The organism is Klebsiella sp. H-Nf2 (assembly GCF_002806645.1).
In the GTDB taxonomy this organism is placed as follows: Bacteria; Pseudomonadota; Gammaproteobacteria; order Enterobacterales; family Enterobacteriaceae; genus Klebsiella; species Klebsiella variicola.
Map to the genome: position 1 here is coordinate 649295 of NZ_PIBL01000001.1, position 20484 is coordinate 669778.

Here is a 20484-nt window from a genome sequence, read left to right on the forward strand (position 1 = left end):
TATACGTAAACAGAGTCATTTAAGTTAATGATTTTGAAGAATTAATGAAATTTTCTGGTCGCTTTTGTCGTCTCTGGCCTGCTTTGTGCACTAGCCCATGCACTTCTCTTTGCTATGGGATTACACCATGTCTGACGAACATCACAGTGGCCTGCTTTACGGCCTTGAACAGCGGATCCCACCGCTTCCGGCCTTTTTCAGCGCTCTCCAGCATGTGCTGGCGGGCCTGGTGGGGATCATCACGCCGCCGCTGATCATCGGCGCTACCCTCGGGCTTGGCGACTGGCTGCCGTATCTCATCAGTATGTCGCTGCTGGCCTCGGGCATTGGCACCTTTCTGCAGTCCAGTCGGGTATGGGGCGTTGGCGCCGGGATGATCTGCATGCAGGGCACCAGCTTCGCCTTCCTCGGCGTGACGGTGGCCGGAGGGATGTGGGTAAAAGCGCAGGGCGGCGGGCCGCAGGATATGATGGCGATGCTGTTTGGCGTTAACTTTGTCGCCGCTCTGGTGCCGGTGATTGTCAGCCGTTTTATTGAGCCTCTGAAGAAAATCTTTACCCCCATTATTACCGGCAGCGTGATTGCGCTGATCGGCATCAGTCTGATCAAGGTCAGCGTCATCAACTGGTGCGGTGGGGAAAAGGCAGAGGATTTCGCCAGCATGAGCAATATCGCGCTCGGGGCGGGCACCCTCGGGGTTATCGTCCTGCTGAGCTGCGCCAAAAACCGCTGGCTGCGGCTCTCCTCGGTGGTGGTGGGCATTGCCGTGGGCTGCGTCGCGGCAGGGCTGAGCGGTCAGTTCCATCTTCACCCCCTGGGCGACACTCTGTTTCGCCTGCCGACGCTGTTTCCGTTTGGCTTTCAATTTAACAGCGCAATATTTCTGCCGGTCGCCCTGGTGTCGCTGGTCTGTATTCTGGAGGCGGTCGGCGATCTGACGGCCAACTCGCTGATTTCGCAACAGTCTATTGACGATCACGCTTTTCGTAACCGGCTGAAGGGCGGTATCCTGGCGGACGGCGTCAGCTGTATGGTGGCCGCCATGCTCTGTGCTTTTCCCAACACCACCTTCGCGCAGAACAACGGCGTGATCCAGATGACCGGGGTGGCCAGCCGCTATGTCGGGCGCTACATTGGCGTGATTCTGATCCTGCTTGGACTGTTTCCCCCGGTGGGCGAACTGCTGCGGCAGATCCCGGCGCCGGTACTGGGGGGCGCCACGATGGTGATGTTTGGCTGTGTGGTGGCGGCCGGGATCCGGATTATTACCCAGACCCCGCTGAGCCGTCGCGATGTGCTGGTTGTGGGGCTGGCGTTTGGTGCTGGCCTTGGCGTCGAGTCGGTGCCGGCGTTTCTCAGCCATTTCCCGCCGATGGTCGGCGATCTGTTCGGTTCGGCGGCCACCAGCGGTGGGCTGGTAGCGATAGCGCTGAACCTTATTCTGCCGCAGGAGCAGGCGGCGACGAAAACGATAAGGAGTCAGGATGATCGCGCTGAGTCAGTTTAACGGCCTGAGTAAAGATGAGGCAGTGGGGCTGCTGGCCCCCTGCGTGGCGATCCCGGCCTGGGGCGAGACGCTGGTGAGCTTGCGACCTTTCCCCAGCCGCCATGCGCTACTGCAGACCGCCCGTGAGGCGATGGATTACTGGGGAGAGGACGAGCTGAACGCGGCGCTCAGCGCCCATCCGCGGATCGGTGAAAAGCCGACCGGCGGCCAGGCGCACGCGGCGCTGTCACGCCAGGAACAGTCGGCGGTGGACAGCGAGAATGAGCGGCTCGCGCAAGCCCTGCAGGAGGGCAATGCCCGCTACGAGGCCCGTTTTGGCCGGGTGTTTTTAATCCGCGCCAAAGGGCGCAGCGGCGAAGCGATTTTACAGGCGCTGACGCGCCGGCTGCAGCATACCGCCGACGAAGAAGTGACTGAGGCGCTTGCCCAGCTGCGAGAGATTACGATGTTAAGACTGGAAGGAGTGATTGGCGAATGAGTACCCTGAGCACCCATATTCTGGATATTTCCACCGGCAGGCCGGCGGAAGGCGTGACGGTCAGCCTGAGCCGGGAGGGCGAGACGCTGGTGACCCTGTTGACCAACGCCCAGGGACGTATCGCCACCTTTAGCGCCGCACCGCTGCCGGCGGGGAGCTATTGCTTAACGGCGGAAACCGGGGCGTGGTTTGCCCGCGCCGGGCGCGAGAGCGTCTTTACCCGGGCGCAGATTGATTTTGTCATTGGCGAGGCGGCAGATGACCATTTCCATCTGCCGTTTCTCATCGCCCCGGGCGGGTGGTCGACCTACCGCGGCAGCTAAACCCGGATGCCCGTTGCCGGGCGGCGCTGCGCTTGCCCGGCCTGGATCGTTACGGCGCGGGCAGAGACAGCTCGTAGGCCCGGTAAGGCGTAGCCGCCACCGGGCATGTACAGCTGTCTCCGGCTATCATCCTTCCTGTTTTATCCCCACACAAGGATAATCATCCTGCTATCCCCACCAGGGGATAAGCTTGACATTATCCCCTATCGGGTATAAAACCAGACTTATCCCGATAGGGGGATAAATGATAGTGAGGAACAAGGCGATGACTTCCCCGCAGATATACAGTCCCGTGCAGCTGGCCAATTATCTGAAGCTACTGCGCCAGCAGAACCACTGGACCCAGGATGCGCTGGCCAGGCGGATCGGTATTAAGCAGGCGACGCTGTCCAATTTTGAAAATCACCCCGACAAAACCACCTTAACCACGCTGTTTAAGATCCTCCAGTCGCTTGGGGTGGTGATGACGCTGAACGCCAAAGCCACAGAGACGGCGCCGGCTCCCGATAACAACACGGACCTTGACTGGTAATGGCGACGCTTACCTCCTGGATGAACAATGTGCGCGTGGGAACCTTAACCCGCCAGGCTAACGGGGCGCACAGTTTTCGCTATGACGAAGAGTGGCTGCGCAGCCCGCGCGCCAGACCGCTCTCCCTCTCGCTGCCGCTGCAGTATGGCAATATCACCGCCGACGCGGTGTATCACTATTTTGATAATCTGCTGCCCGACAGCCCGCAGGTTCGCGATCGGATCGTCAGGCGCTATCAGGCGCGCTCGAAGCAGCCGTTCGATCTGCTGGCCGAAGTGGGACGGGATAGCGTAGGGGCGGTGACCCTGCTACCGCCAGGGGAAGAGGCACACCTCGAGGGGTTGCGCTGGCAGACGCTGGACGAGGCCCAGCTGACCGCTTTGCTGACCGCCTACCAGTCGGATATCCCCCTCGGGATGATTACCGGCCAGGATGATTTTCGTATCTCGGTGGCCGGCGCCCAGGAGAAAACGGCGCTGCTGCGGATGGGCGAGCACTGGTGTATTCCGCAGGGCACCACGCCGACCACGCATATTATTAAACTGCCCATCGGCGAGATAAAGCAGCCTAATGCGACGCTGGATCTGCGTGAAAGCGTGGATAACGAGTTTCTGTGCCTGGCGCTGGCCAGGGAACTGGGCCTGGCGGTGCCAGAGGCAGAGATTATCACCACGCCGCGGATCCGCGCGCTGGCGGTGACCCGCTTTGATCGGCGCTGGGCGCAGGAGGGACGGGTACTGCTGCGTCTGCCGCAGGAGGATCTGTGTCAGGCCTTTGGCATACCGTCGTCGATGAAATATGAATCTGACGGCGGGCCGGGTATTGCGGCAATCATGGCTTTTCTGCTGGGCTCCAGTGAAGCCCTGAAAGATCGCGATGCCTTTATGAAATTCATGGTCTTTCAGTGGCTGGTTGGGGCAACGGACGGGCATGCGAAGAACTTCTCGCTCTTTTTGCTGCCCGGCGGTAGCTACCGGCTAACGCCGTTCTACGACATCATTTCGGCGTTTCCGGTGCTGGGCGGCACGGGACTGCATCTGCGCGATCTGAAGCTGTCGATGGGGCTCAATGCCACAAAAGGGCGGAAAACGGAGATTAACGCTATCTATCCGCGTCATTTTCTGGCAACCGCCAAAGCGGTGAACTTTCCCCGGGAGCAGATGCTGGCGATCCTTCATGAGTTTGCCGAGCGCGTGCCGCAGGCTATCGAAAGCGCTCGCCGGACGCTGCCGGCGGACTTTTCCGCCCACGTCTGGCAGGCCATTACGGAAAATATGCTGAAGCTGCATGCCCGCCTGCAGCAAGGGCTGCAGGCGTTATAGCGAAGCCGGCTGGCGGTTAGCTCTGCGGCTGCCCCCAGCGGCTGCGCAGATAGTTGACCGCCTGCCGGGTTTGCGGCTGATTGAGATTGTTTTCGCGGAACAGGATCGTGCCCTGGATCTGCGGTAGAGTTTCATTGAGGTCGAGCTGCTTTTTCAGCTCCGGCACGCCGCCATCCACCGTCCAGTCAGGCTCATTTTTGGACGGCTCACCCACTTTGTACAGCGCCACGCCGATATACAGCCGGGTATGCGTCGGCTTAACCACCTCGGCCCACCAGTTGGCCAGCACATCGTAGCGCGCGGCATCGCGGGCAAACGGCCAGTATATCTGCGGCGCGATGTAGTCGAGCAGTCCCTGCTGCACCCAGCTGCGGGTATCGGCATAGGACTCATCATACGCGGCCGCGCCACGGGTATCCGACCCCGCCGGATCGTGCGAGCGGTTGCGCCACACCCCGGCCGGGCTCACGCCAAACTCGACGTTCGGATTGAGCTTTTTGATAGTAGTGGAAACCTGGGCAATGAGCTGCTGGGTGTTATGCCGACGCCAGTCGCCCTTCGAGGCGTAACCCTGCCCGTAACGGCGGAAGGTTTCATTGTCGTTAAGCGGTGAAGAGGCGGTTTCGGTGTAGAAATAGTCGTCGAACTGCACGCCGTCAATCGGGTAGTTCTGCACCACTTCAGCGACGATGCTAGTGATCCAGTCCCGTGCTTCGGGAATGCCCGGATCGAGGACAAAGCGATCGCTGGCAGTGCGGATCCAGTTACGGTGCAGGACGAACACGCTGGCTGGCACCTGCGTGAGGGTGTTATTCAGCTCGGCAATGGTCGACGGTTTGGTGTTGACCGAGACACGATAGGGGTTAAACCATGCGTGAACCTTCATACCGCGCTTGTGCGCTTCATCCAGCATAAACTGCAGCGGATCGTAGCCGGGGTATTCGCCGATTTTGCCGGTCAGCATATCGGACCACGGCAGAATATCCGACCGCCAGAGCGCCGTGCCGTCGGGTTTCACCTGGAAAAAGACGGTGTTGATACCCAGGCGCTGCAGGTTATCGAGTTTGGCGATCAGCGCCAGCTTCTGCTGCGTGATGCGGCTTTCCGGCGTGCTGGCGATAATCGACCCGACCGGCGGCCAGTCAAGGCGCGAAACAGTGGTGAGCCACACGCCGCGTACCGGCTCCCGGTGCGTCTGGCTGGCTTTGACGGCGGTAGTGTTCGGCGCCGTGACAAGGGATTTAGGGGCCTTACTGGTGCAGCTGAAAAGCATGCCCGCGGCAATGACGGCCGCACCGGCCAGCGCCACTTTGCTGGCTAAGGGGAATCGACGAGAATGGCTGATGATGAACTCCCGTGTAATCAGATCGTCGCGTAGAGCCGCTATTCTCTTACGATTCGCTGGTCAGAGCAATTCCTTAGTCGGGTTCCCAGGCGAGGATATCACCGGGCTGACATTCCAGCGCCTCGCAGAGGCGGGACAGAGTATCAAAGCGGATGCCTTTGACCTTTCCCGACTTGAGCAGCGACAGGTTCTGTTTAACGTTCGCCGGTAAAGACGATCCACTGCGGCACGATCAGGGCGAGCATAAATAAAAAGTGCGCTGGCGAAGGGCGGTACTCGCCAGCGAGAAACGTCGGCTATGCCGGTATATCGGGAGACGAAAACTCAGCGGATCCGCGACTGCTCGTCGTCGCGTAGCGTCAGCACCTCAAAACCGTTGGCGGTGACGGCCACGGTGTGCTCCCATTGCGCGGAGAGTTTTTTATCGCGGGTGACGACCGTCCAGCCATCTTTTTTGGTTTTGATGCGGCTGTCGCCCTGATTCACCATCGGTTCGATGGTGAACACCATTCCTTCGCGCAACACGGCGCCTTCCCCGGGGCGGCCGTAATGCAGCACCTGCGGTTCCTCATGCATTTCCTGACCGACGCCGTGACCGCAGTATTCCCTGACCACGCTGTAGCCATGGTCCTCGACCCAGCGCTGAATAGCGTGGCCAATATCGCCCAGCGTCGCGCCAGGTTTTACCACCTCAATGCCTTTCCACATCGCTTCATAGGTGGTCTTTACCAGCCGGCGGGCCAGCGGGGAGACGTCGCCTATCAGGTACATCTTGCTGGAGTCGGCAATCATGCCCGCTTTCTCCAGGGTGATATCGACGTTAACAATCATCCCGGAGCGCAGATGTTCGGTCGCTTTGGGGATCCCGTGGCACACCACATCGTTAATGGAGGTGTTCAACACATAGGGAAAATCGTATTGCCCCTTGCTGGCCGGGCGGGCCTGCAGCTGGTTGACGATAAAATCTTCCACTCGATCGTTAATCGCCATCGTCGTTACGCCGGGAACGATAAAGGTATCCAGCATATCAAACACCGACGCCAGCAGCTGGCCGGCATGGCGCTGACGCGCGAGTTCATCGGCGGTTTTAATGATTATTGATGGCATTGATTACCTCCAGCAGACGGTCAGAGCCGGATTTCAGCATCAGCAGTTTGATCTGCTGGTGGTTAAGCTCAGGGTAGAGCTCGCTCATCATGCCCAGACGGATCCAGTATTCCGCCTGGGCATTGACGGAACGGGACATGGCTTTGCTGGCATCACGAATATCATCGTGCAGCAGATCGGAGATTTTGACGATTCCCATAGAGACAGTCCATATATGATTCGTATATGTATCGTATACAGACCGGCACGGGATGTCATGGGCATTCTGTGTCGTGACGGGTGGGAGGCGAGAGGCCCACGCAAAAAAGCCCGACCAGCGGGCTTATTTTCAGCATTTTTTTTGGGTTAATCATTCGCGCCATTCACCATGGCGAAAATACCCATTAGATTATCGGTATGCAGAATGAAAATAACATGACGGCGGCGAAGCGCGGCGCATCACTATATTTTATGCAGGTGTTAATTTTGCGTATGAATATTCTCCCGTCAGGCCGGGAATCCGGGGGATTTACAGCGCGTCAGTGAGTTTATCCACCACCACTTTTCCCGCATTATCGAACTGCGTAATGCGAAAGCTGTCGCTCCAGGAGCGGCGGGTGGTGAAACGGTCGAACAGGGATACCCGACCTTTACGCTGACCATCTTTACTCAAAATAACCCATTCAGTCACCGCAGAATAATGCTGGCTATTGTCATGACGGCTCTGTTGTTCAACAAGCTGATCTTCTTTTTCCACTTTTAAATAATCACGCAACATATTTAACCTCCATAGAAAGTATTATTAACATTACTCCTTTTATTTATTCTTTCAATCAAACTTTTTAATCAATAATAGTAACTATTAGTGGGCGACCTAAGTGCAAAAATCGTCAGATTGTCATCACCCGGCGCAGTGGATTCCACTACGCTTAACAGAGCTGTCCGCCGCGCTATCTGCGGTTGCCAGGGCCAGAAAGGCGGCAACAAAACGCTTCACCTTGTATTCATCATGGGCGTTGTTCTGCTATATCTAGTGCGTTTTGCCACGACCGAGCCACAGAGAGCGCTGTACCATGAGTAATGAACACCTGACGGACATTGCCTATCGTCACTTTATTGAAAGTGTTAAAGATTATGCCATATACATGTTGAGTACCGACGGTACGGTCATCAGCTGGAATGAGGGCGCTCGCCGGGCAAAAGGGTACCTGAGCGACGAGATCATCGGTTGCTACTACGGACTGTTCTATAGTGAAGCCGAGCAACTCTCCGGCGTACCCGCGAAAAACCTGGAAATCGCCCTGCGTAGCGGGCAGTTCGAAGGTGAAGGATGGCGTTACCGCAAGGACGGCTCCCGATTCTGGGCGCACGTCATGATCGACACCATCCGCGATGAGCAGAACACCCTGCTGGGTTTTGCCAAAATCACTCGTGACATCAGTGAACAAAAAGCGATTAACGACCGCATCGCATGGATGGCGCGCTACGATGCGCTAACTGGTTTACCTAACCGGGTGGAGTTCTTTGAGCGGGTGGAAAAGCTGATCACCGGTAATGATGCCCGCCGCTTTGCCATTTTCACCATCGATTTAGACAAGTTTAAAGAGATTAATGACCTGCAGGGCCATCTGATTGGTGACCAGCTGCTGCAGCGTGTGGCAGGCGCCGTGCTGAAAACGCTGCAGAAGGAGGAGATGGTCGCGCGCTTTGGCGGCGATGAGTTTGTGGCCGTTAAACCTTTTGCTGATGAGGGTGAAGTGGATGCCTTTGCCGCCCGACTCTGGCACTGCTTCAGCGGTAAGCAGACGTTTGCCGCGACGGAAGTGGTTCTCTCCGCCAGCATTGGCATCTCGGTCTACCCGGAGGACGGCACGGATATTAATACGGTACTGAGCAATTCCGACCTGGCCATGTACCGGGCGAAAAGCAGCCTCGACACCAAAATTTGCTGGTACGAGCGCGAGATGGATGACAAGACGCGGCAGCGCAATATGATGGCCGCCGACATCCGGCGCGGTATTCATGCAGGAGAATTTTCGCTTCACTATCAGGCGATCCGCAATATTAAAGATCGCCGGATCACGGGTTACGAAGCGCTGTTGCGCTGGCAGCATCCCCAGCAGGGGTCGATCCCGCCCGATGTGTTTATTCCTATTGCCGAGGAGAGCGGCGCTATTGTGCCCTTAGGCTACTGGGTGCTCGAGCAGGTGTGTAACGAATCGCTGGAAAAGGGTCTCAACAGAAAAGTTTCGGTCAATATCTCGCCGGTGCAGTTGCGTCACCGCAGCTTTATCGAAAAAGTCCGCGAGATCCTGATGCGTACTGCCTATCCGGTCAGCCTCCTTGAGTTTGAAGTGACGGAGACGGCGTTCATCGTCAATAAGCAGCTGGCCTTTAGCGTCCTGCATCATCTGCAAAAAATGGGGATCAGTATCGCGCTCGATGACTTCGGTACCGGCTACTCCTCCCTGAGCATGCTGCGCGATTTCCATTTCGACGTGATTAAACTCGACCGCAGTTTTATGCTTGATGTGGAGAGTAATCCCCAGGTCCGCTCATTCGTGCGGGCTATCATCTCGCTGGGAAACTCAATTAATACGCCGCTTATCGCCGAGGGTGTGGAAACCGCCGGGCAACTGCAGATCCTCGAAGAGGAGGGGTGTGACGAGATGCAAGGCTTTCTGTTCGGCGAGCCGGTGGATATTAAACACCTGCCTCCGTCGTCCTGATACGCCCACCGGCTGCGGGTGGGCGTAGCGTCATTACTGATGCGCCAGCGGAGCCTGCCCGGAAAGATGCAGCAGAGCCGACTGCAGCGAGACGTCAAACATCTGACCGTGCGTCATACCAGGGTAGCGCCAGAAAGCCACCGTCAGGCCTTTGTCGGCCAGCTGCTGCTGGGTTTGCCGCAAAACACTCAGGGAAGCCACGTGGCCGGTCGGTTCTCGGGCAGCTTTGCCATCACCTTCCAGCAGATACAGCGATTTCCCGGAGAAGGCGGTAGCGCTTAAGGCTTCGCTGCCCTTCAGCGGAGATTCCTGCGTCTGGCCCAGTGACGGGCTGGCCGAATAATAGAGGTGAAACAGCGAGGTCTTCCGCCACGCGTCGAGCACAAACAGCCCGCCGTAGGAGTGGCCCCAGATCGCGCGCTGGTGGGGATCTATTTTCAGGTGAGCTTCCGTTTGCGGCACCATCGTTTCGGTCAGCAACTGACGAAACAGGTCATTACCTCCGGTTTTTCGCGGCGGCAGCGCGGGTTTCCCGGCTCGCGGTTCGAAGGTCTTTAGCGGCGGAGTGTAATCCCAGGCCCGGGCGGCGGTATCGAAGGGTAGCGTTGTCTGGTAACCGATAGCGACGATCACCGGCGGGGAGCCGGCGGAGAGCTGCTGCAAAAAGGCGTCGTTAAGCTTATCCATCACCGCGTTACCATCCAGCATATACAGCACAGGATAGCCGGCGGCGGGCGGGGCTTTGTCCGGCACGGCAGTCCACACCCGGTAGTGGCGTTCCCCATCGGCGGAGTCATACTGACGTTGCGTAAAATGATAGTACGCTGACCCTTTATCTGCGATGTTCGGCCCCAGCGGCTGAAGGTCCGGCCGGGCGGCGCTACTGCTAGTGTAGAAGAGCATGCCAACCGCCAGCGTCAGCAGCCCGCGTGCCCGGATGCTCACTGAATTCCGCTTCACCTTGTCTAACCCCCTGTATTCTTTGAGCTGTCATTGTTGTTGGGCAGACACGGTAACACAGCTTGTTTGATAATGGTTCTCATTTCTTTTGTGGATTTGGGTCAGCGTGGAATGCCGGGCAGGGCTGGTGGCGGAAGACGTCAAAACGGAGAATACATGGCCGCCTGTCGGCGGCCATCAGAGCACGGTCAGGGATCGCCGTTGATGCTACGCAACAGCCTTTTTACCAGTGGGATGAGCGCAATAAGCACCAGCGCAATAACCACGATCAGTAACAGCGTCAGCCCTTTATGATGACTGATAAGTACCAACAGCATCGCCAGCGTCATGAGATGATCCTTGCATTAACAGCGTTAACCACCGCCAAGGTGAATGAAATTTAACAGAATGGTGATGACCACCCAGGCCAGCAGCAGAAAGCGTCGTTTATCGCGTCGAGCTTCCAGCGCAGCGAAATAATTAGCGCTGTACCAGGTTGATATAATAATAGCCAGCGTGATGATGACCTGCCAGACCACTTCGCTAAAACCCGTCACGATGCTTATCGCGCGAAAGCAGAGCACAATCGCGATACCGTTAAGCGCGTTACACATCAACCATCCCCACAGACTTGAGGGACGGCTAAAGAAATATCCAAGTCGTAAAACCAATGTCGTATACACCTTGCCAAAATAATCGCGCTGTAAAATGCAGTTTAACGCCCGACGAGGTATTGATATAAATCAATATTAATGGGATAGCGCAGTAATCACTGGCATGCGGCGATCGCGGGATGGCAATGGAAAGGAGAGAGAATAAGCGAATAAAAACACAAAACTAACTGTTTTGATTGAATTTTTTAATTTCCTGAAGCGGTGAAATATTCTCCTCAATCAATTTAAGGAAATGGCATTAATTTCCATTGTTATTATTTTATCTGGCTCTATCACCAGCTAAATTAAAAGCTATTCACTATTAACCGCTGGCTGCTTGCGGAAGTGGTCTGAAACAGCCGGAGCCTCAGCTCCGGCTGGCGTCATACCTAATGAGGCAAGGCGTTATGTTGCAGAATTTTCAGGAAATCATTTTTGTCTGAAATTAATGACAGCGCGTTAGCGATCAACTCATCGCTAAATATCGAGGCAATTTCTTTGAGCACATCAATATGCTCTTTTTCTTTCGCGATGACGCCGATGGCAATAAACATCACGTTGCTGCGATCCCAGATAACGCCATCAGGAAACTGAAAGATCTCAATGCCGGTTTTGAGAATGATATCCGCCGCTGATTTCGGCAGATGCGGCAGGGTAATGCCATTCCCCAAAAAAGTGGAGACCTGATGTTCACGCTCCAGCAGAAAATGAACGCACTCCTGATTCACATACCCTTTGGCTTTACACTCCGCGCCAATCATGGCGATCACTTCGGCTTTATTACTGGCCTTGCAGCCGATGTGCAGATTATCCAGCGTGATGTTATCGATCATAGCCAACCTCCCTGGTGAGACGTGTAGATTTTTTACCCTCATGATTCGCTGACAGCTCTTCTTCTAACTGCTCGAGCGATTTATTGGAGGTCTCTGGTAGGGCGAAAACCACGAACAGAATCGCTAAGTAGTTGATGGCTGCGAAGATGAAGAAGACCGGCCCAAGGCCCAGTTTCGCCTGCAGCAGCGGGAACAGGTAGCTGACTACCGCGTTCATGATCCACATGAAAAATACCGAGATCCCCATCGACAGCCCGCGGAATTTCAGCGGGAACAGTTCGGCTAACACCACCCAGGTAATAAAGCCCATGGAACCCTGCATCACGCCGACGAACAGCGCGCCCAGCAGCCAGATGGCGGTGGCTTTCAGATCGCCCACCAGGGTGTAATCGACAGCGGCGATAATCAGGTGCAGCGTGGCCATAATGGCGAAGCCGTAGATAATGATCGTCTTACGTTTAAAACGATCAACAAGGAACAGCACGCCAATCAGCATACCGCCGACGGAGAAGACGCCGTTCAGCACGTTACAGATCAGCGAAGTACGCTCTGAGAAGCCGGCGGCACTCAGAATTTCCGTGCCGTAGTACATAATGACGTTGACGCCGGTGGTTTGCTGCAGTGCGGCCCAGGCTATGCCCACCAATAAAATTTTGAGGATCCAGGGTGTTTTGAGAATAGTGGTGAAGGTGCCCTGAGCGCTGTACTTATTGCCAGCTTCAATTTTGATTAAGGTAGAGATGTCGTCGAACTCTTTCTGCGCGCGTTCCGCCGGGCGGATCTGTTTGAGAATATGCAGCGCTTCCTCGTGGCGGTTTTTGCTGATCAACCAGCGCGGGCTTTCCGGTGCGCGCCACATGCCAACAAAGAGGCAGACAGCGGGAATGGCCTGTACCAGCAGCATATAGCGCCAGACATCCGGCAGGTGGCCCCAGATAATGCCGATTATTGCGTTAATGGCAAACGCCGCCAGCTGGCCAATGACGATGGCGACTTCATTCAGGCCGGTCAGTTTGCCGCGCATCTCGGTAGGCGCCACTTCCGAAATAAAGGTGGGGGCAGTGACCGACGCGCCGCCGACGGCGTAGCCCAGCAGGGCACGAGCAATCAGCAGGGTGGTGATATCGGGGGCCGCGGCGGAAAGCAGGGCGCCGATAAGAAAAATAAAGGAGAGGAAGAGTAAATATTTGCGCCGGCCGAAGAAGTCGGCAAACTTGCCGCCAAACACGCTGCCCAGCGCGGCGCCGATCAGCAGGACGCTCATCACCAGCCCTTCGGTGGTCGGGGTCAGCGCCATATACTGCTTCAGTGAGGAAAAGGCGCCGTTAATTACGCCGGTGTCGTAACCGAAAAGCAGGCCGCCGAAGGTGGCCACTAAGGTGATCTGATGAAGTCGTTTTCTCTGTTGCTGGTTCAGGTTTGTTATAAATGACATGGTAGTCCCTTTATTTTATTGAACGACACAAGATAAAAATACATCTCCCCAGTCAGGATTTATTACGCCTGTGTTGTCGTATCTAACTGAACTAAATGATTTTTCTTCTTTGTGTAATTGCTCAGCACATGGCAGGGTACGCTCAGCAATGGCGGTCAAAGAGGTTTACGGCTTGGTGTTGACATGGATGTAGTCGATATCCGTTCTCCTTTCGGGTTATTAGCGGTCTTAATTGCGCCGGATGCACCGACGTCTGCCGGTGGACAGCGCCCTGGCGTGGCTCGTTGCTGTCGTTCCGGTGTTTTAGCGTGACATGAATATGGCATAAAGAAATGGAATGAACATGCAACAAGATCACATTATGAAAATTTAATTTCAAATTGGTGTTGCAGAATGGTAAATGCATGAAGCCAATCACAAAGGATACAGGGCGCATATCCCCATGAAAACCAGGTTAAATTTACATTCCGGTAATAATGATGTTGTTTTCAGTGGGTTAATGTAAATCAAAGAATACAACGCAGATCACATTTTTACGCCATAATATCTAAGAATAGAATTTATATTTCATTACTGTGATCAGGGTAAAACGAGGATGGGCGGCCTTCTGGCATCGGTCTGGAGGGGAAGAAAGCCCGTGGGGGAGGTTATAGGATGAATGTGTGGCCGGCGGGAACGCTGGGTAAAAATGCAGAGAAGGGGGATCCTCTGCATTTTACCCATCACGAAAAAGATCAGTGCAGTGCGGGCCAGTAGCCTTCGTTGGCGACGATCAGTTCATCGAGGATGGCTTTCGCCACCGCGGCGCTGGGCACTGTTTTCGACAGCGTGATGGCCTGCCACAGTTTCTGGTAACTACCCTCAACCCAGGCGTCAACCACCAGTTTTTCGACCGCCACCTGCTGCTCCATCAACCCTTTCTGGAACGACGGGATTTTCCCCATCGCCAGCGGCTCCGGGCCATTGACGCCCACCAGGCAGGGGACTTCCACCATCGCCGTCTCATCAAAGTTGGCGATCGCCCCGTTGTTTTCCACGATCAACAGCATCCGTTCCTGGGTGTTAAAGGCGATGGCGCAGGCGAGGTCGACGATAAAGGTGGCATGGGCCCCGGCATGAAAATGCGCGCCTTCCGCCGTGCCGCGACGGGTAATCTCCCGGGCCATATCGAAGATCTCTTTTTCACGTCCGGCCATCACCTCGTTCGCCCGCGTAAAGTCTGGATCGGCGTGCGCCACCTCATAGTCAGGATAGAGGTAGTATTTCAGATAGGTGTTAGGCAGTGTCGACGGATCGAGGGCAAACACATCCTTCACCTTTTTAAAGGTTTCGATCCAGCTTGGCGCTTTATGCTGAAAATCTTCTTTTGGACTGCTGTATCCCTGTTCCGCCACGTGACGCTTCAGCGCCGGCATCAGATCGTTACCGGCTTTATCGGTGATACGGGTCCACCAGCCGAAATGGTTCAGGCCATAGTAGCGGACGTTCAGCGCCTTGCGCGACGGCAGGCCGAGGATGTCGGCAAACAGCCCCTCGATAGCCACCGGCATATCGCAGATGTTGATGATGCGCGCGTCGGGTCGCAGGCGACGGGTGGCTTCCGCGACGATGGCCGCCGGATTGGAATAGTTGAGCATCCAGGCGTTCGGAGCGTATTGCTGCATATAATCGACCAGCTCCAGCACCCCGGCAATGGAGCGCATGCCGTAGGCAATCCCACCCGGACCGCAGGTCTCCTGTCCCGGCACGCCATATTTTAACGGGATCTTTTCATCCTTTTCCCGCATTTCATACAGACCGACGCGAATATGCGCCATCACAAAATCGACGTCAGTGAAGGCCGCCTGCGGATCGGTGGTATAGCTGAACTGCACCTGCGGGAAGCGTTCTGCCACCAGAATAGCGCAGGCGTCGCCGATCGTTTTCTGACGCTGGTGATGGTTGTCGTACAGACGGATCTCCCGCAGGGGAAAGCGCGACATATTTTCCAGCAACATCATCACAATCCCAGGGGTATAAGTACTGCCGCCGCCGGCAATCGTGACCACAAAATTATCTTTCATTTACCACCTCGTTATTCAGTAACACCCAGACTGGCGTTGACCGCCGTTCGAATTTTGTTAACCCCCAGGCCATAGATCACCTGGACATGGTTGCCTTTAATCAGCACGCTGCTCCCGCCGCTCTCTTTCAACAGCGACTGCTGGATGAGGGCGGGGTCGCGCACATCGACCCGCAGACGGGTAAAACAGTTTTCCACTACGCAGACATTCTCTTTACCGCCCAGGCCCGCTATCACCAGCGTACCTTTATCGGCAATCTCGCTTGCCTGGCCCGTCTGCTCGGAAGGCTCCGCATCGGCAGCCGCTTCACGGCCCGGGGTGAGCATCCGCAGACGGGTAATACAGAAGGTGCCGACCAGGTACATGGTGGCGGTCTCCAGCAGGCCGAGGGCGACAAATACCGGCCAGCGCGTCACGCTGGCGCCGGCAGGGAGGTTATAGACGACAAAATCGATAAGACCGTTGGTGGCGCAGACCCGCACGTGAAGCAGCCAGGCCAGCATCTGGAAAAAACCGTCCAGCAGGGAGTAGATAAGCCACAGCAGCGGGGCGGTGAAGATAAAGAGAAACTCAAAAGGTTCGGTGATCCCCACCAGAACGGAGGTCACAATTAAGGGGATCAGCGTGACTTTAAGCCGCTGCTTATTCTCCGGTTTCGCCGTACGGTAGAAGGCGAGCGCCATGCCGGCGGTGCCGAAGATCTTCACCATCCCGTAGGTTAAAAACCGGGCGGAATCACTCAGCGCCCCGATGGGATGACGGGCGATTTCGGCAAGGAAAATAGGCTTGGCGCCAATAACCGTTTGACCATCAATCAGCAGCTGTCCGCCGATGGAGGTAAAGACAAACGGCGACCAGATAAGATGATGCAGCCCGGTCGGGATCAGGAACCGGTTGAGAAAACCGTACAGGAAGACCCCGATGGCGCCAAAGGATTTCATAAAGCCGGTCAGCGCCGAAATGCCCAGCTCAACCACCGGCCAGAGATAGACGGTGGCGATAGCAAACAGGCCAACCAGCGGCAGCATTACGATCAGCACCAGCTTACTGTTGCCGTAGATCGACAGCGCGCCGCGAAACTCAATGCCGACCACGCGGTTGTGGACAAAGGCGACGGCGCAGCCAAGGATAATCCCAAGGAACACGCCCATATCAATGACCTGAAAACCAAAGATAAAGGTTTGTCCACTGCCGTACAGTTGCGCGTTGGTGGCACCGGACGCCAGGCGATGGGTCAGGGTCAGCCAGCTATTGTTCGCCGCCAGATACACCAGCCAGGTCATCGCCGCCACGAAGGCCGCTTCGGCTTTGCGGGTTTTCGCCAGGCCGCTGGCCAGCCCAAGGCAGAACAGAAACCCGAGATGGTTCATCAGCGCCCAGAGCATGCTGGAGACGAATTTCCCCAACAGGTAGAGCGCGCTGCTTTCATCCACCCACAGCCGGTTGGTGGTCATGCTGAACAGGGCGATCAACAGGCCGATAGCCGGCAGATATAGCACCGGCCCGATCATTGCTTTGGAAAAGTCCTGAAGCTTTTTCACGCCAATCATGGTTGTCCTCTCGTCTTCGCAGACCTGATGAATAGGCTTTTCAGACTAGGAGCAGACCACCGGGATCCCGAGCAGGAAAAGGGCCATCTGTGATGAAAGTCATATATATTGTTGCTGGACAGATATATAAATATGGCGAGATTTATAGATGAGTTAGTGTTGAAATTTTCGCTGAAATGTAAAAATAATCTTTTATTTACATTAAGTTATTCACTTATCTGTTTGACGAGCGCCATCTTAGCGAGACATATAAAAGTGATTTATAAAAAGATTGCCACTGAACTGAAGGCCCGCATCAACAGCGACGACTATGCCGTAGGCGATATGCTGCCCAGCGAAAAAGCGCTCGCTGCGGAGCTGCAGGTCTCGGTGATGACGCTGCGCAAAGCGCTGGCGCTACTGGAGGAGGAAAAGCTGATCGCGCGGCGGCACGGCAGCGGAACCTGCATTGTGCGTAAAAGTAACTATCACGGCGGAGAACTGGAGGGCTTTAACTACCAGATGCAGGTGGTAGGCGTCACCAACTACCGTAACAAAGTCATTGAATTCACGCTGCTTGATGCTCCTCCGGCCATCGCCCAGCAGTTAAAGATCCAGCCGGGGGAAAAAGTTTACTACGTCAGGCGGCTGCGGCTGATTGATGAGGTCCCGATCCTCGTGGAAAACAGCTATATTCCATTCGCCACCTTTCCCTGGCTCAGCGTGGGTAACCTCGAGCAGTCTAAATTCAACTATTTCAAAAAAGAGTGTCATATCACCATCATCGAGAGCCACCGCAGCTATACGCCGGTGCTGGCGACCCGCGAGCAGGCCGAGCTGCTGCAGGTGGCGCCAAACAGCCTCCTGCTGCGGGTGCAGTCGGTGAGTTATGCGCAAAACCGGGCGATCGTCGATTTCTCAGAGATCTACCAGAACACCAGTAAGTACAACGTGAAGCACATTACCCGCCGCTAGCGGATTCAGGTCAGCCATCCCCTGGCGATCAGCTCCATTCCCAGGGCCAGCAGGAACAGCAGAAAGCCCTGACGAAAGCGTCGCGGGCTGAGACGCGAGCGGATCCACTGTCCCAGCCACATGCCGAGTAGCGCGGGCAACAGCGCCAGCCCCGACAGCAGCAGCGAATCAGCATGCCAGCCATCGTGCAGGGAGAGGCCGGCCGCCATCGCCAGGGTGGAGAGGGTAAACGACAACCCCAGAGCCTGCACCAGTTCGTCTCGACGAAAGCCCAGCGTCTGCAGCCAGGGAACGGCCGGAATAACAAATACCCCGGTCGCCCCGGTGATAACGCCGGTCAGACCGCCCATGAGCGGCGACAGCCACTTCTCCACGCGGGCGGAAACCTGCAACGCCGGGCCACAGAGCGCATACCCGGCATAGGCTATCAACACGGTGCCAAGCGCCAGCGCTGAGCACCGAGGATTGAGGCTGATCAGCAGTGACGACCCCGCCAGCGTTCCCATAATAATCCCGGTCATCATAAGCCAGAGGCGGCGCACAATCTGCGCCAGCGCGGGGCCAGCCAGCAACTGCCAGAGATTGGTTAACAGCGAGGGAAGTACCAGCAGCGCCGCTGCGGCCTGCGGCGGCATCAGCAGACCAAGCAGGCCCATCGCCACGGTGGGTAATCCCATGCCGGTCACCCCTTTGACCAGTCCGGCGGCGATAAAGATCAGCAGTAAATAAAAGATGTGGAGATCGAACATCATGGCTCACTTTTCAGGATAGAAAGGGACATTGAAACCACTGGTCGCTAAAGCCACAATGCGGTATGTTGCCCTAAGACTACGGGAAAACCGAAGGGTGGGGAGGGTGTGATGCGGATGGATCTGGCCGATCTGCGACTGTTTATCGCCATCGTGGATAGCGGCAGTATTACCGGTGGGGCCGCCATGGCCCATCTGGCCCTGGCCTCCGCCAGCGAAAGAGTGCGCAAGCTGGAGGCAGAGGTCGGTGTTCCCCTGTTGCAGCGTCATGCTCGCGGCGTGACGCTGACTGAGGCCGGGGAGGTACTGGCGCGCCATGCACGCCCGCTTCTTGCGCAGCAGCAGCGTCTGCGCCAGGCGATGAGCGCCTTCGCCCGCGGTCAGCAGGGGACGCTGCGGCTGTTCGCCAACACCTCGGCGATGTCGGCTTTTCTGCCGGGCAAGCTCGCCGCCTGGATGGCAGCGCATCCGGCGGTGCAAATCGACACCGAAGAGCGCACCAGCGCGGATATCGTCAGCAGCATTCTGGCGGGTGTGGCGCAGGCTGGAGTGGTGTCCGATGCGGTCGACCCAGGGCCGCTGCATCTGGATCCTGTCGCCGATGATCCCCTGGTGCTGATTGTGCCGCCGACTCACCCTCTGGCCGGCGCGAATGAAGTGGCGTTTGCGGCGGTCATCAACGAGCCGCTGGTCGCCCTCTACCAGACCAGCGCACTGCAGCAGCATATTGAACAACATGCCGCCGGGCTCGGCCAGGGGCTAAACGTCCGGGTCCGGATGAGCCATTTTGAAGGGCTTTGCGAGATGGTGGCTCACGGCGCCGGCGGGGCGATCCTGCCCCGCGTCATTGCCGAACGCTACCAGCAGCGCTACCGGTTTGCCGTCATCGCGCTGCAGGATCGCTGGGCACAGCGCCGCCTGTGTCTGTGTTATCAGGATGATGCCCGGCTGATGCCAGCGATGCGCCGTTTGCTGGCGTGGCTCCGACAGCCGTGAGACCATGAGTGACAGCGTCACTTTTTATGGCGGTTATTGCTACTGACATCCGTGTCAGAGATGCGATAGTAGACGTCCGACATTTATTAACACGCGAATCAGGACAGACAAGATGAGTACATTACCAAAGGTCGCGGTGCTGGGACTCGGCGCCATGGGACATGCTTTTGCCAGCAATCTGCTGAAGAAAGGCTTTACCGTCGCTGGCTGGAACCGTTCGCCAGCACGCGGCGAAGATTTACAGGCGCAGGGATTATCCCTGCATACCACGCCGCAGCAGGCGGTCGCTGATGCCGAGGTGATCATCAGTATGCTCGCCGACGGTCAGGCTACCCTCGAGGTACTGGCGCAAATAGCGCCTGCCTGTCAGCCGCAGGCGATCTATTGCCAGATGGGCACCATCGGCCTGCCGGAGACGCAGGAGGCTATCGCCTTGCTGCGGGCGCTTCAGCCGGCGATGACCTTCGTCGATGCCCCGGTTTCAGGGACCAAAGCCCCGGCGGAGAAGGCGCAGATCCTGGTGCTCGCCAGCGGAGATCGTGAAAAGTGTGCCGCTGCCGAACAGGTGTTTGCGGCTATCTCCCGCGGGACGCAGTGGTTTGGCGAGGCCGGCAACAGCCAGAAAATGAAGCTGGTCCTCAATGCCTGGCTGATTTCGATGATGCAGGGCATCGCGGAAAGCGCCCGGCTGGCGAAGACGCTGGGCTTTACCCCCGACCAGCTCTGGAGCGCTCTGGAAGGCGGCCCGCTGGCCGCACCGTATGTCAAAGTCAAACTGGACGCCATCGCCAGCGAGCAATTCGCGCCGCAGATGCAACTGGCGCATGCGCTGAAAGATGCCCGGCTGGCGCTATCCCTGGCCGAGCCGCACACCATGCCGGGGCTGGATAACATTGCCGAACTGTGGCAGCAGGCGGCGGACGCGGGATATGCCGGAGAGGATTTGTCAGCGGTATATCAGTGGCTGTCGACGTCGGCGAAAGCGTAGTA

Annotated in this window: 21 protein-coding genes and 1 pseudogene; 9 read left to right on the forward strand and 13 right to left on the reverse strand. The window is 56.7% G+C overall.

What is annotated here, in order from left to right; translation table 11 throughout:
* Positions 1-127: 127 nt before the first annotated feature.
* The 5 genes from CWM58_RS03220 to CWM58_RS03240 all read left to right on the forward strand — a co-directional run bounded on the left by CWM58_RS03220 (position 128) and on the right by CWM58_RS03240 (position 4162).
* A complete protein-coding gene (locus CWM58_RS03220; protein ID WP_100680213.1) occupies positions 128-1507 on the forward strand; it encodes a nucleobase:cation symporter-2 family protein in 1380 nt (459 codons plus the stop codon).
* On the forward strand, positions 1485-1985 hold the full coding sequence (gene uraD, locus CWM58_RS03225; protein ID WP_100680214.1) for a 2-oxo-4-hydroxy-4-carboxy-5-ureidoimidazoline decarboxylase: 501 nt from the start codon (positions 1485-1487) through the stop codon (positions 1983-1985). Before CWM58_RS03220 ends, uraD begins: the two co-directional genes overlap by 23 nt.
* A complete protein-coding gene (gene uraH, locus CWM58_RS03230; protein WP_064142320.1) occupies positions 1982-2308 on the forward strand; it encodes a hydroxyisourate hydrolase in 327 nt (108 codons plus the stop codon). The genes uraD and uraH overlap by 4 nt, the downstream gene beginning before the upstream one ends.
* 265 nt (positions 2309-2573) lie before the next feature.
* The gene (hipB, locus tag CWM58_RS03235) at positions 2574-2840 is read left to right on the forward strand and encodes a type II toxin-antitoxin system antitoxin HipB (RefSeq protein ID WP_038422544.1); all 267 of its coding nucleotides are present in this window, start codon (positions 2574-2576) and stop codon (positions 2838-2840) included.
* A complete protein-coding gene (locus CWM58_RS03240) occupies positions 2840-4162 on the forward strand; it encodes a type II toxin-antitoxin system HipA family toxin (RefSeq protein ID WP_100680215.1) in 1323 nt (440 codons plus the stop codon). Before hipB ends, CWM58_RS03240 begins: the two co-directional genes overlap by 1 nt.
* 16 nt (positions 4163-4178) lie before the next feature.
* On the opposite strand, the gene CWM58_RS03245 is transcribed toward CWM58_RS03240, so the two are convergent.
* From CWM58_RS03245 to CWM58_RS03265, 5 genes and pseudogenes are all read right to left on the reverse strand, one after another.
* On the reverse strand, positions 4179-5471 hold the full coding sequence (locus CWM58_RS03245) for a glycoside hydrolase family 10 protein (RefSeq protein WP_061154620.1): 1293 nt from the start codon (positions 5469-5471) through the stop codon (positions 4179-4181).
* 109 nt (positions 5472-5580) lie between these two features.
* Positions 5581-5703, reverse strand: a pseudogene (locus CWM58_RS03250) (helix-turn-helix domain-containing protein); the annotation flags it as partial.
* Positions 5704-5831: 128 nt separating this feature from the next.
* On the reverse strand, positions 5832-6614 hold the full coding sequence (gene map / locus CWM58_RS03255; RefSeq protein ID WP_061154619.1) for a type I methionyl aminopeptidase: 783 nt from the start codon (positions 6612-6614) through the stop codon (positions 5832-5834).
* Positions 6595-6813: a ParD-like family protein gene (locus CWM58_RS03260; protein WP_002904808.1), complete on the reverse strand. Its 219-nt coding sequence runs from the start codon at positions 6811-6813 to the stop codon at positions 6595-6597. The genes map and CWM58_RS03260 overlap by 20 nt, the downstream gene beginning before the upstream one ends.
* A gap of 309 nt (positions 6814-7122) precedes the next feature.
* Positions 7123-7371, reverse strand: coding sequence for a hypothetical protein (locus tag CWM58_RS03265; protein ID WP_008804908.1), 249 nt, complete (start codon positions 7369-7371; stop codon positions 7123-7125).
* A 295-nt stretch (positions 7372-7666) separates the two neighbouring features.
* Here CWM58_RS03265 and CWM58_RS03270 point away from each other — a divergent pair, with 295 nt between their 5' ends.
* Entirely contained in the window at positions 7667-9322 is a 1656-nt protein-coding gene (locus CWM58_RS03270; protein ID WP_100680216.1) for a putative bifunctional diguanylate cyclase/phosphodiesterase, read from the forward strand.
* 33 nt (positions 9323-9355) lie between these two features.
* Here the strand turns inward: CWM58_RS03270 and CWM58_RS03275 are convergent, their stop codons facing one another.
* From CWM58_RS03275 to CWM58_RS03305, 7 genes are all read right to left on the reverse strand, one after another.
* Positions 9356-10282, reverse strand: coding sequence for an alpha/beta hydrolase (locus CWM58_RS03275; protein WP_100680217.1), 927 nt, complete (start codon positions 10280-10282; stop codon positions 9356-9358).
* Between the two features lie 188 nt (positions 10283-10470).
* A complete protein-coding gene (locus tag CWM58_RS28335; protein WP_165784128.1) occupies positions 10471-10611 on the reverse strand; it encodes a hypothetical protein in 141 nt (46 codons plus the stop codon).
* A gap of 24 nt (positions 10612-10635) precedes the next feature.
* Positions 10636-10875, reverse strand: a complete 240-nt coding sequence (locus CWM58_RS03280; protein ID WP_008804905.1) for a hypothetical protein — start codon at positions 10873-10875, stop codon at positions 10636-10638.
* Between the two features lie 428 nt (positions 10876-11303).
* Positions 11304-11747, reverse strand: a complete 444-nt coding sequence (locus tag CWM58_RS03290) for a PTS sugar transporter subunit IIA (RefSeq protein ID WP_061154616.1) — start codon at positions 11745-11747, stop codon at positions 11304-11306.
* Positions 11737-13182 (reverse strand): sugar porter family MFS transporter, encoded by a 1446-nt coding sequence (locus CWM58_RS03295; RefSeq protein ID WP_100680218.1) that lies wholly within the window; start codon positions 13180-13182, stop codon positions 11737-11739. Before CWM58_RS03295 ends, CWM58_RS03290 begins: the two co-directional genes overlap by 11 nt.
* Positions 13183-13916: 734 nt before the next feature.
* Entirely contained in the window at positions 13917-15245 is a 1329-nt protein-coding gene (locus tag CWM58_RS03300) for a 6-phospho-alpha-glucosidase (RefSeq protein WP_100680219.1), read from the reverse strand.
* 11 nt (positions 15246-15256) lie between these two features.
* Positions 15257-16795, reverse strand: a complete 1539-nt coding sequence (locus CWM58_RS03305) for a PTS transporter subunit EIIC (protein ID WP_008804901.1) — start codon at positions 16793-16795, stop codon at positions 15257-15259.
* Positions 16796-17050: 255 nt separating this feature from the next.
* On the opposite strand from CWM58_RS03305, the gene CWM58_RS03310 reads away from it, so the two are divergent.
* Positions 17051-17749: a GntR family transcriptional regulator gene (locus tag CWM58_RS03310; RefSeq protein ID WP_012541735.1), complete on the forward strand. Its 699-nt coding sequence runs from the start codon at positions 17051-17053 to the stop codon at positions 17747-17749.
* Between the two features lie 5 nt (positions 17750-17754).
* Here the strand turns inward: CWM58_RS03310 and CWM58_RS03315 are convergent, their stop codons facing one another.
* Positions 17755-18498, reverse strand: a complete 744-nt coding sequence (locus CWM58_RS03315; RefSeq protein WP_012541734.1) for a sulfite exporter TauE/SafE family protein — start codon at positions 18496-18498, stop codon at positions 17755-17757.
* Between the two features lie 111 nt (positions 18499-18609).
* Between CWM58_RS03315 and CWM58_RS03320 the strand changes: the two genes are divergently transcribed.
* Together CWM58_RS03320 and CWM58_RS03325 are read left to right on the forward strand one after the other, a co-directional pair.
* The gene (locus tag CWM58_RS03320; protein ID WP_016161019.1) at positions 18610-19494 is read left to right on the forward strand and encodes a LysR family transcriptional regulator; all 885 of its coding nucleotides are present in this window, start codon (positions 18610-18612) and stop codon (positions 19492-19494) included.
* Positions 19495-19606: 112 nt separating this feature from the next.
* A complete protein-coding gene (locus CWM58_RS03325) occupies positions 19607-20482 on the forward strand; it encodes an NAD(P)-dependent oxidoreductase (RefSeq protein ID WP_016161020.1) in 876 nt (291 codons plus the stop codon).
* Positions 20483-20484 lie beyond the last annotated feature (2 nt).

What these genes read in the sequence shown, in the direction of transcription:
- CWM58_RS03220 (WP_100680213.1), top strand. Translation starts at nt 128, where the DNA reads ATGTCTGACGAACATCACAGTGGCCTGCTTTACGGCCTTGAACAGCGG.
- uraD (WP_100680214.1), top strand. Translation starts at nt 1,485, where the DNA reads ATGATCGCGCTGAGTCAGTTTAACGGCCTGAGTAAAGATGAGGCAGTG.
- uraH (WP_064142320.1), top strand. Translation starts at nt 1,982, where the DNA reads ATGAGTACCCTGAGCACCCATATTCTGGATATTTCCACCGGCAGGCCG.
- hipB (WP_038422544.1), top strand. Translation starts at nt 2,574, where the DNA reads ATGACTTCCCCGCAGATATACAGTCCCGTGCAGCTGGCCAATTATCTG.
- CWM58_RS03240 (WP_100680215.1), top strand. Translation starts at nt 2,840, where the DNA reads ATGGCGACGCTTACCTCCTGGATGAACAATGTGCGCGTGGGAACCTTA.
- map (WP_061154619.1), bottom strand. Translation starts at nt 6,614, where the DNA reads ATGCCATCAATAATCATTAAAACCGCCGATGAACTCGCGCGTCAGCGC.
- CWM58_RS03260 (WP_002904808.1), bottom strand. Translation starts at nt 6,813, where the DNA reads ATGGGAATCGTCAAAATCTCCGATCTGCTGCACGATGATATTCGTGAT.
- CWM58_RS03265 (WP_008804908.1), bottom strand. Translation starts at nt 7,371, where the DNA reads ATGTTGCGTGATTATTTAAAAGTGGAAAAAGAAGATCAGCTTGTTGAA.
- CWM58_RS03270 (WP_100680216.1), top strand. Translation starts at nt 7,667, where the DNA reads ATGAGTAATGAACACCTGACGGACATTGCCTATCGTCACTTTATTGAA.
- CWM58_RS28335 (WP_165784128.1), bottom strand. Translation starts at nt 10,611, where the DNA reads ATGACGCTGGCGATGCTGTTGGTACTTATCAGTCATCATAAAGGGCTG.
- CWM58_RS03280 (WP_008804905.1), bottom strand. Translation starts at nt 10,875, where the DNA reads ATGTGTAACGCGCTTAACGGTATCGCGATTGTGCTCTGCTTTCGCGCG.
- CWM58_RS03290 (WP_061154616.1), bottom strand. Translation starts at nt 11,747, where the DNA reads ATGATCGATAACATCACGCTGGATAATCTGCACATCGGCTGCAAGGCC.
- CWM58_RS03295 (WP_100680218.1), bottom strand. Translation starts at nt 13,182, where the DNA reads ATGTCATTTATAACAAACCTGAACCAGCAACAGAGAAAACGACTTCAT.
- CWM58_RS03300 (WP_100680219.1), bottom strand. Translation starts at nt 15,245, where the DNA reads ATGAAAGATAATTTTGTGGTCACGATTGCCGGCGGCGGCAGTACTTAT.
- CWM58_RS03305 (WP_008804901.1), bottom strand. Translation starts at nt 16,795, where the DNA reads ATGATTGGCGTGAAAAAGCTTCAGGACTTTTCCAAAGCAATGATCGGG.
- CWM58_RS03315 (WP_012541734.1), bottom strand. Translation starts at nt 18,498, where the DNA reads ATGTTCGATCTCCACATCTTTTATTTACTGCTGATCTTTATCGCCGCC.
- CWM58_RS03320 (WP_016161019.1), top strand. Translation starts at nt 18,610, where the DNA reads ATGCGGATGGATCTGGCCGATCTGCGACTGTTTATCGCCATCGTGGAT.
- CWM58_RS03325 (WP_016161020.1), top strand. Translation starts at nt 19,607, where the DNA reads ATGAGTACATTACCAAAGGTCGCGGTGCTGGGACTCGGCGCCATGGGA.